Origin of the sequence: Salinisphaera hydrothermalis C41B8, from assembly GCF_000732535.1 — a bacterium.
GTDB lineage: Bacteria > Pseudomonadota > Gammaproteobacteria > Nevskiales > Salinisphaeraceae > Salinisphaera > Salinisphaera hydrothermalis.
The window spans coordinates 1-9,887 of the sequence record NZ_APNK01000061.1; the positions used below are offsets into that span (position 1 = coordinate 1).

The 9,887-nt window shown below is 63.0% G+C and carries 10 protein-coding genes; all 10 read left to right on the forward strand.

Features of this window, described 5'->3' with window-relative positions; translation table 11 throughout:
- On the forward strand, positions 1-808 hold an 808-nt coding region (locus C41B8_RS18665), incomplete at its 5' end, for an aldehyde dehydrogenase family protein (protein WP_037341724.1).
- Positions 809-825: 17 nt separating this feature from the next.
- The gene (gene araD1 / locus C41B8_RS18670; protein ID WP_037341727.1) at positions 826-1,833 is read left to right on the forward strand and encodes an AraD1 family protein; all 1,008 of its coding nucleotides are present in this window, start codon (positions 826-828) and stop codon (positions 1,831-1,833) included.
- Positions 1,834-1,927: 94 nt separating this feature from the next.
- Entirely contained in the window at positions 1,928-3,136 is a 1,209-nt protein-coding gene (locus C41B8_RS18675) for an aldose epimerase family protein (RefSeq protein ID WP_084189207.1), read from the forward strand.
- Positions 3,137-3,194: 58 nt separating this feature from the next.
- Positions 3,195-4,304, forward strand: a complete 1,110-nt coding sequence (locus C41B8_RS18680; protein ID WP_084189206.1) for a sugar ABC transporter substrate-binding protein — start codon at positions 3,195-3,197, stop codon at positions 4,302-4,304.
- Between the two features lie 76 nt (positions 4,305-4,380).
- Entirely contained in the window at positions 4,381-5,340 is a 960-nt protein-coding gene (locus C41B8_RS18685; RefSeq protein ID WP_037341730.1) for an ABC transporter permease, read from the forward strand.
- Positions 5,340-6,116 carry an ATP-binding cassette domain-containing protein gene (locus tag C41B8_RS18690; RefSeq protein ID WP_037341732.1) on the forward strand — a complete coding sequence of 259 codons (777 nt, stop codon included), beginning with the start codon at positions 5,340-5,342 and terminating at the stop codon, positions 6,114-6,116. The genes C41B8_RS18685 and C41B8_RS18690 overlap by 1 nt, the downstream gene beginning before the upstream one ends.
- 151 nt (positions 6,117-6,267) lie before the next feature.
- Positions 6,268-6,825 (forward strand): gluconokinase, encoded by a 558-nt coding sequence (locus tag C41B8_RS18695; RefSeq protein ID WP_051883779.1) that lies wholly within the window; start codon positions 6,268-6,270, stop codon positions 6,823-6,825.
- Complete coding sequence (locus C41B8_RS18700; protein ID WP_037341743.1) at positions 6,822-7,712, forward strand: SMP-30/gluconolactonase/LRE family protein; 891 nt, start codon at positions 6,822-6,824, stop codon at positions 7,710-7,712. The genes C41B8_RS18695 and C41B8_RS18700 overlap by 4 nt, the downstream gene beginning before the upstream one ends.
- Complete coding sequence (locus tag C41B8_RS18705; RefSeq protein WP_037341745.1) at positions 7,709-8,641, forward strand: Gfo/Idh/MocA family protein; 933 nt, start codon at positions 7,709-7,711, stop codon at positions 8,639-8,641. The genes C41B8_RS18700 and C41B8_RS18705 overlap by 4 nt, the downstream gene beginning before the upstream one ends.
- Positions 8,642-8,687: 46 nt before the next feature.
- Positions 8,688-9,767: an aldose epimerase family protein gene (locus C41B8_RS18710; RefSeq protein WP_037341747.1), complete on the forward strand. Its 1,080-nt coding sequence runs from the start codon at positions 8,688-8,690 to the stop codon at positions 9,765-9,767.
- Positions 9,768-9,887 lie beyond the last annotated feature (120 nt).

The window sequence follows — 9,887 nt, forward strand, 5'->3', positions numbered from 1 at the left end:
GATCCCGGTCTATGCCGAGATGTCGAGCGTGAACCCGATGTTCATGCTGCCGGAAGCCATCGAAAGCCGCGGCGAGCAGCTGGCTGAAGGCCTGGCCGGTTCGGTCTGCCTGGGCGTGGGCCAGTTCTGTACCGGCCCGGGGGTGATCATCGGCGTGAAGTCGCCGGCGATGACGCGCTTCGTCGAGACGCTGGGCGAACAGCTCAAGGCCAAGCCCGGTCAGGTGATGCTGAACCACGGCCTGCTCGAGAATTATCAGCGCGGCGTGGAACGGTTGAAGGGTCTGTCGGGCGTGACGGAAGTCGTGGTCGGCGCGGCCGAATCCAACCAGGCGGCGGCTCGGCTGTTCAGCGCCGACAAGTCGGTGTTGTTCGATGACGCTCAGCCGCTGATGGAAGAAGTCTTCGGTCCGAGCACGGTGGTGGTCGAGCTGGACAGTGAAGACGAGCTGGAAGCTGCGGCGCGGGCGATCAACGGGCAGCTGACGGCGACGGTCACCGGCGAGGACGCCGAGGTGGCGAAGCACAAGGCGCTCGTCACCGAGCTGACGCGTCGCGCCGGCCGGGTGTTGTTCAACGGCTTCCCGACCGGGGTGGCCGTCAACGATGCGATGGTCCACGGCGGGCCGTATCCGGCCACCACCGATTTCCACAGCACGTCGGTGGGGACGCTGGCGATCAATCGTTATCTGCGGGCGGTGTGCTATCAGAACGCACCGGCGGCCGTGCTGCCCAAGGCGCTCGCCGATGACAATCCGCTGGGCATCCGGCGGCTGGTCAATGGCGATATGACGACGGCCAGCCTGTAAGCGATCCGGAGCACGCCATGCAGCTGATTCAATACGAAACCGCAGCCGGTCAACGGCGTGTCGGCATCGTGGACGCCGACCGCGTGACCACTATCGCTGATACCAGCACGGTCCGCGAACTGGCACTGGCCGCGATCCATGCCGGGCGTGGTTTGGCCGCCGAGGCCGAGGCCCGCGGCATGGCCGACGGCATCGAAAGCCTCGACGCCCTCCTGGCCGCGGGTCGCGTGCTGCCGCCGCTGGATCACGATGATCCGGCTCACTGTCTAATCACGGGTACCGGGCTCACCCACACCGGCAGCGCGGATACCCGTAACGCCATGCATCAGGCCGGCCAGAGCCAGCCCGATCCAGACAAGCTCACCGACTCGATGAAGGTGTTCAACTGGGGGCTCGAAGGCGGTCGCCCTGCCCCCGGCCAGCCCGGTGTACAGCCGGAATGGTTCTACAAGGGCGACGGCCGGATCGTGGCCCGTCCCGGCGGCGAACTGCCGGCGCCGGAGTTCGGCAAGGATCTGGGCGAAGAGCCCGAGATCGCCGGGCTGTATGTCGTCGACGACGACGGCACGCCCTGGCGCGTCGGTTATGCACTCGGCAACGAAACGTCCGATCACGTCACCGAGCGTGAGAATTATCTCTACCTCGCCCATTCAAAGCTGCGTTATTGCAGCTTCGGACCGGTGCTGCTGACCGGCGAACTGCCCCAGAAGGTCGAAGGCACGAGCCGCATCTGGCGCGACGGCAAAGTGCTGTGGGAGAAACCCTTTCTCTCCGGCGAGGCGCATATGTGCCACAGCCTGGAGAACTTGGAATACCACCACTTCAAATACCAGCAGTTTCTCGGGGCGGGCGACGTCCATGTTCATTTCTTCGGTACGGCAACGCTTTCGTTTGCCGACAACATCTCCACGCGCGCAGGCGATGTCTTCGAGATCGAATCTCCGATCTTCGGTGCATCGCTGCGCAACACCGTGGGCGCCGCTCGACCGGCGCTAGCCCCCGGGGCCGTACGCGTCCTGGATTGATAACAAGCTGGCACAACAATCAAGCCGGCGATAACAAAGTTCGTGTTTGCCTGAGACAGGCGTGAATCACGACGACAACGAGGAGGAGACGACCATGACCGATACATCCACACTCACCCGCAGCCTGCGAGCCTGCGGCTCAGCCACCGTGCTGGCGGCAGCACTGGCCGCCGGCCCCGCTTTGGCGGCCAACAACAACGACTCCGGCGACAGCGCCCAATCGCCCCACCTGGCCGTGACCGAGAGTGATTTCGATAAGACGCCCCAGGGCAAACAGATCGAGCGCTATCACCTGACCAATCGCAACGGCATGTCGGTGGACATCATCACCTTCGGCGCCCGTGTGCAGGCCATTCACATGCCGGACAAGAACGGCAAGGTGGCGGACATCGCGCTCGGGTTTAACAACGTCAAGGACTACATCGACCACAAGAGCACGTACTTCGGGGCCACCATCGGGCGCTACGGTAACCGAATCGCCAACGGGAAATTCAAGCTCGACGGCAAGACGTATCACCTGCCGAAGAACAACGGGCCCAACACACTGCATGGCGGCACCGAGGGCTTCGACCAGAAAGTCTGGGCGGCCTCGCCGATCGATACCGGCAATACCGTAGGCGTCGAACTCACCCATTTCTCGCCCGATGGCACGATGGGTTTTCCCGGCAATCTAGCGGTCACCGTGCGCTACACGCTGGATAACGACAACGACCTGCGGATTCATTACTCCGCCGTATCCGACAAGGACACGGTCATCAACCTGACCAACCACACCTACTTCAACCTGGCCGGTGCGGGCAGCGGTACGGTGCTGGACCAGGTCGCGATGATCAACGCCGATCAGTTCACGCCGATCAACGACACGCTGATCCCGACCGGCAAACTGGAATCGGTATCGGGCACGCCGCTCGACTTCACCACGCCCAAGCCGATCGGCCAGGACATTCATGCCGACAATCAGCAGCTCAAGTATGCCGAGCCCAAACAAGGCGGCTACGACTTTAACTGGGTGCTGAATTCGGATGGCGACCTACACAAGCTCGCCGTCCGCGTGACCGACCCCAAGTCCGGCCGCACGGTCGAGATGTATACCTCGGAGCCGGGCGTGCAGTTCTATACGTCGAACTTCCTCGACGGGTCGTTCAAGGGTACGAACGGCAAAACGCTCGGCCACTGGGGCGGCTTCACGCTGGAAGCGCAGCACTACCCGGATTCGCCCAATCAGCCGAATTTCCCATCGACCGAATTGAAGGCGGGGCAGAAATATACGCAGACGACGGTCTACAAGTTCCTGCCTGAATAACGACACACCGATCTCGACGTCGAGAAACCACAACCGAGGGGATACCCGGAGGAGAACCATGAGCAAATATGATCAGGACGACACACTCGAGCACGGCCCGCAGGGCATGATCGACCAGGGTCGCCGCAGCCTGCTGCAACGCGCAGTCGGCGGCGGCGCCGCCCTGTCGATGGGCGCCCTGGGCGCCGGGCTCGGCATGTCCGGCAACGCGATGGCCGCAAGCGGGGGCTTTCCGCCGAGTCATCCGAATTGGCGCTTCGTGTTCGTCAACCATGTGACCACCAATCCGTTCTTCGTGCCGACGCAGTACGGCGCCAAGGACGCCTGCTCCGCCTTCGGCTGCTCGTTCCAGTGGACCGGTTCGCAGAAGTCGGTAGCCAGTGAAATGGTCAACGCCATGAACGCCGCGATCTCGTCGAGAGTCGACGGCATCGCCATCGCGCTGGTCGACCAGCATGCGTTCAACGCGCCGGTCGAACGCGCGCTGAAAGCCGGTATTCCGGTTGTGGCCTACAACGCGGACGTACAGGACAACGCCCGCCTGGGCTACGTCGGCCAGAATCTGTATCTGGCCGGCAAGGCGCTGGGCAAACGCATCGCCCAGGAAGTGGATTCCGGCGACGTCGTGGGCTTTATCGCCACGCCGGGCCAGCTCAACATCCAGCCGCGTCTGGACGGTGCCAAGGACGCCATCAAGGAATCGGGCAAGAACATCACCCTGCATGAAGTGGCCAGCGGCCCTACCGTGAACGAAGAGTTCTCGCGCATCGAGTCGTTCTATGTCGGCCACAAGAACATCAAGGGCATGTTCGCGGTCGATGCCGGCTCCACCGAGGGCGTGGCCAAGACCATGGCCAAGCACGACCTGCACAAGAAAGGCGTCAAGGCCGGTGGTTTCGACATGCTGCCGGGCACGCTGGACGGCATCAAGAATGGCCATCTGGACTTCACCATCGACCAGCAGCCCTATCTCCAGGGCTTCTACACAGTGATGGAATTGTTCCTGTACAAGCTGTCCGGCGGTCTGACCGGCCCGGCCAACATCAACACGGGCCTGAAGTTCGTGACCAAGGACAACGTCCAGGCGTATCTGGCATCGAAGAGCCGGTTCGAAGGCAACTCGAGCGAGCAGAAGTACATCAAACGCTCCGGCCCGATCGGTGCCTGATCGGCGCTAGATTGCGAGTATTAGTCCTTTTCGGGCGCGATCCGCGACGGATCGCGCCCCTCAACCCCGGATTTCTATGCTAAGTCGCATTGGAGGCATCGCGTTACGACGCCGCGAAGCCAGTATTTTCGTCGCCGGCTGTCTACTGGTGCTGTATTTCCAGTTCACGACATCGGTCTTCGTTTCCTACGACAATATCGGGACGCTGACCCAGTACGCTGGCGCTACCGCCGTACTGGCGGCCGGCGAGGTCATGGTCCTGATCTGTGGCGAACTCGACCTGTCGATCGGCATGGTCTACGCCCTGTCGCCGTTCTTGATGTATTTCGCGCAACAAGCCGGCGTGCCGCTGGTGTTCGCCATCATTCTCGGCTTGATGGGCGCCGCTCTGGTCGGACTGATCAACGGTCTGATCACCACGCTCCTCAAGTTACCCTCGTTCGTGACCACTCTGGGTACGTTGTTCCTCATCAACGGTTTCACCCTGGTCATTTCCGGTGGTTTCCCGGTCCAACCCGAGTCGAGCCAGGCCTTCGCCAACGTCATGGGCGGCAATGCCTACTTCCTGATCGGCTGGGCGATCGTCATCGCGTTGATCCTGCAATACGTGCTCACCCAGACGCGTTGGGGCCTGCATACCATCGCCGTGGGCGGCAACCTCGACGGATCGACCGAGGCCGGCATCAAGGTCAAGAGCATCAAGATCCGTAACTTCATGTTGTGCAGCACGTTGGCTGGTTTCGCCGGCATGCTTGACTGTTTCCGGATCGGGTCGATCGATCCGCTGGCCGGCGGCAATGAGATCATGTTCATGGCCATCGCCTCGGCCGTGATCGGCGGCACGCTGCTCACCGGCGGCGTCGGCACCATCATCGGCGCTCTTTTCGGTGCCATCGTGCTCGGCATTCTCAAAGACGGTTTCACCCTGTCCGGTGTGTCGGCCTATACCTTCGACATGATTTTGGGTGGCGCCATCATCGTGACCATGACCATCAATGTGCATCTCAACCGACTGCGCGAACGAGGAAGAGTCTGATGGCCAATAAAGACAACGATCTGGTTCGTCTGGAGAACGTCGCCAAACGCTTCGGACCGGTCCAGCCGCTCAAGAACGTCAACCTGCGCGTCGGGCGCGGCGAGGTGCTCGGCCTGCTCGGCAACAACGGTGCCGGCAAGTCGACGCTCATGAAGATCCTGTGCGGATATCATCCGGCCAGCGAAGGCAAGATGTTCTTCGACGGCGAGGAAGTGAACCTGCGCTCGGTCACCCACGCGCGTCAGCTCGGCATCGACTGCGTGTACCAGGATCTGGCCCTGGTCAGCGAGCTCAACGTGTATCACAACATGTTCCTTCAGCGGGAACCGGTACGCGGCGGCTTTCTTGGCATTCTCGACAACAAGCGGATGAAGGCGGACGCCCAGCGTCACCTGGACGATATGGGCGTCAACATTCCGTCGGTGGACGTGGAGATCGCCAAGCTCTCCGGTGGCCAACGTCAGGCCATCGCGGTGGCACGTTCGGTGTATTCCGACGCGCGTCTGCTCTTGCTCGACGAGCCGACTGCGGCCATGGGCGCCAAGGAAGGCGCGATGATCCTTGACGTCATCAACCGCCTGCGCGCGAAAGGCGAGGTATCGGTCATCATCATCGCGCACAACTACGCCCAGATCTTCGATGTATGCGACCGCATCAACCTGCTGCGCGACGGCGAAATCGTGTTCGACAAGCGCGCCGAGGACACATCGGTCCAGGAACTCACCGACATCGTGGTCCACGAGTACCGGCATGCCGCCGAAACTCTGAACGAATAGGTGCTTTGGGATTGCCACGCCGCATCGTTCATGACCGGGCGCGGCCAGCGCCCGGTTTTCTTTGCGCGGTCCCGGCTCGCGGTTGCCGCGGGCAAGGGCCTTTGGAAGAATGCCGGACTCATCTCATTTCCGCCCTTCCGGACGCTCGCTCATGACCGATTCCACGCCCACCGAAACCCCGACCCCGACATTCGATCGCCGCGTGGTCGTCATGGGGGTCTCCGGTAGCGGCAAATCCAGCGTGGGCGAAGCGGTTGGCGCCGCGCTCGGTGTGCCGTATATCGATGGCGACCAATACCACCCGCAGGCGAACATCGACAAAATGTCGCGTGGCGAACCGCTCGATGACGACGATCGGGCTGGCTGGCTGACGGTGCTGACCGACATGATTCGCGACCACAAGCAGCGTGGCGAACCCGTGATCATCGGCTGCTCGTCGCTCAAGCGCCGCTATCGCGACCAGCTGCGCCAGGGCGATCCGGGCCTGCTGTTTCTATTTCTCGACGGCAGCTTCGATGTCATCAGCGGCCGCATGCAACGACGCAAGCACTTCTTCTCGCCGGAGATGCTCACCTCGCAATTCGACACCCTGGAAGCGCCGGGCGAGGACGAGGCGATCCGCGTCGATATCGCCCAGGATTTCGCCGATGTGATCGACCAGAGTACCGCCGCCCTGCGCGCCCGCTTCGAACAGGATATCTCCCGATGAGCAACGTGCTGAGTCCACATCTGACGCTGACCATGGGTCTTGGCGAAGGCCCCTTGTGGCACCCGGAACAGAATGCCCTGTATTGGGTCGATATTCTCGGCGGCGCCCTGCATCGGCTCGATTTCGCCACCGACGAGCACAGCGTCGTCACCTACGACGAAGCCATCACCTGCGTGGTCCGGCACACCGACGGCGGGTTCGTAGCGGCCATGCGATCGGGGCTGTGGCGGCTCGACGATCAGGGAACGCGGCAAACCCGTCTTGCCGACGCGCCCGAGGATTCGCGCGATCATCGCTTCAACGATGGCGGTTGCGATCCGGCCGGGCGCTTCTGGATCGGCACCATGAACGAGACCCAGGCCACGGCGGACGCCTCGCTCTACTGCTATGACGGCCAGACCCTACGCGCCCGGCTTGGTGACATGACGATCACCAACGGGCTGGCTTTTTCCACTGATGGGCGATGGATGTATCACACCGATACACCCAGCCGCGTCATCCGCCGCCATGCCTTCGATCCGGCCAGCGGCGAGATCGGCCCGGGCGAAACTTGGGTCGACCTGAACACGCTGGACATCGAAGGCAGCCCGGACGGCGCCGCCGTCGATGCCGAAGATCACTACTGGACGGCGCTGTTCGGCGGTGCGGCCGTGGCCCGCTTCGATCCCGACGGACAACTCGTCGCCCGCTACCCGCTGGCGGCACTACAGCCGACCATGCCGGCTTTCGGCGGCCCGGACGGCCGCACGCTGTTCGTGACCACGGCGCGCGAAAACATGGATGCGGCAACGCTGGCCGAATGGCCACACTCCGGCTCGGTCTTTTCCATGACCGTCGACGTGCCCGGCCGCGCCGCCGCCGCCTTCAACCCGGGAGTCAATCCATGACCACACGCATCGCCCTGATCGGCTTCGGCAAGATCGCCCGTGATCAGCACCAGCCGGCGCTGGCGGCCCATGAGGGCTTCGATCTGGTGGCCACCGTCGATCCGCAACTGACGGCCGATGCCACGAGCACGCCGGCAAGTTTCACCGATTTCGACGCCCTGCTCGCCTCCGACGTCGAAGTCGATGCCGTGGCACTGTGCGTGCCGCCCCAGCATCGCTTCGCAGTGGCTTGCCAGGCCATCGAGGCCGGTCTGCACGTGCTGCTCGAAAAACCCCCAGGGATCACGCTGTCGGAAGTTGCGGATCTAGAACAGCGGGCCGCTACGGCCGGCACAGTCCTCTATGCCAGCTGGCATTCCCGCCACGCGCCCGCCATCGAGGCCGCCCGCGAATGGCTGTTACCCCAAACCGTCACCGCGGTCGAAATCGACTGGTGCGAAGACGTCAAGGTGTTTCATCCCGGTCAGGCGTGGATCTGGGAACCCGGCGGCCTGGGCGTATTCGATCCGGGCATCAACGCCTTGTCGATCGCCACCCATATCCTCCTGCGCCCGTTCGCGCTGCGCGAAGCCACGCTGGACGTCCCCGGCAACTGCGCGACGCCCATCGCGGCACGCTTAGCCTTCGTAGACACGAACGGCGCACCGGTCGACGCCATCATGGACTGGCGTCACGAAGGCCCGCCGCGCTGGCAGATCCGCGTCGTCACCGATGCCGGCGAACTGCGGCTCGAGGAAGGCGGCGGCCGCCTGAGTATCGACGGCGATGTCCGCATCGACGAAGACAAGGATGAATACGGTGGCGTCTATGATCGTTTCGCCTCGCTCATCCAGGAACAACGCTCCGAGGTCGATCTGAGGCCGTTCACGCACGTCGCCGATGCCTTCATGCTCGGCCGGCGCCGAACGGTTGAAGATTTTCACGAATAGCCGGACGCGCTAAAACCGTCCGTTCGTTCCTACCACGAGGCCCCACATGTCCGATGCCCTGCCCGACCGCCTCGCGGTCACCCGCGACACCTTCGGCACCACGCCCGAGGGTGAACAAGTCGATCGTTATGTATTGACGAACCGTCGCGGCATGCGTGTTGCCATCCTTACCCACGGCGCGCGCATCCAGGCGATCGAAGTACCCGACCGAAACGGACACGCGACCGACATCGTGCTCGGCTTCGACCGACTCGACGAATATCTGGAAGCCGGAACGAGCTACCACGGCGCCACGATCGGCCGCTATGGCAACCGGATTGCCGGCGGCCGCTTCGAGCTCGACGGGCGCTCCTTTCAGCTATCGACCAACGAGGGCGAGAACACCCTGCACGGCGGCGAACGCGGCTTCGATCGTCATGTCTGGGCGGCCACGCCGATCGACGAGCCCGATACCGTCGGTGTCGAGCTGACGCATTTCTCGCCGAGCGGCGACATGGGTTTCCCGGGGAATCTGGCGGTCACGCTGCGTTATACCCTGGATAACGCCAACAATCTGCGCCTGCATTACTCGGCGATTGCCGATGCCGACACGGTCATCAACCTGACCAACCATGCCTTCTTCAATCTCGCCGGCGCCGGCGCAGAATCGATCGGCGATCAAATCGCCATGATCCATGCCAACCACGTCACCGCGGTCGACGACGCGCTGATTCCCACGGGCGAACTGACGCCGGTCGCCGACGGCCCGATGGATTTCAACCGGCCGAAGCCGTTCGGCGCGGACATCGACGACGCGTCGCTGGCTTCAATCGGCGGCTACGACCATAACTGGGTGCTCGCCAGCGCCGGCGATGTGGACCGGCTCGCCGTGCGCGTGATCGATCCCGCTTCCGGCCGGGCGCTGGAAATGTACACCACCGAACCCGGCGTGCAGATCTATACCAGTAACGGCATGGACGGCTCGCTCAAGGGCAAGAACGGCATGGCCTACGATCGCCACGGCGCGTTCACGCTCGAGACCCAGCATTTCCCGGACGCCCCGAACCAACCCGAATTTCCCGGCACCGCCCTGCGTGCGGGCGAGAAATACACGCAGACCACGATCTACCGCTTTACCCCGGGCTGATTCGAACGACGTAAAAAAACGCCGGCCACGAGGCCGGCGTTTTTTTATCATGCCATGGCGCTAGATACCATCTTGCGTGCCCCAACCCAAGGTCTATAGAGAAGCGGCTTGGGGTTGATA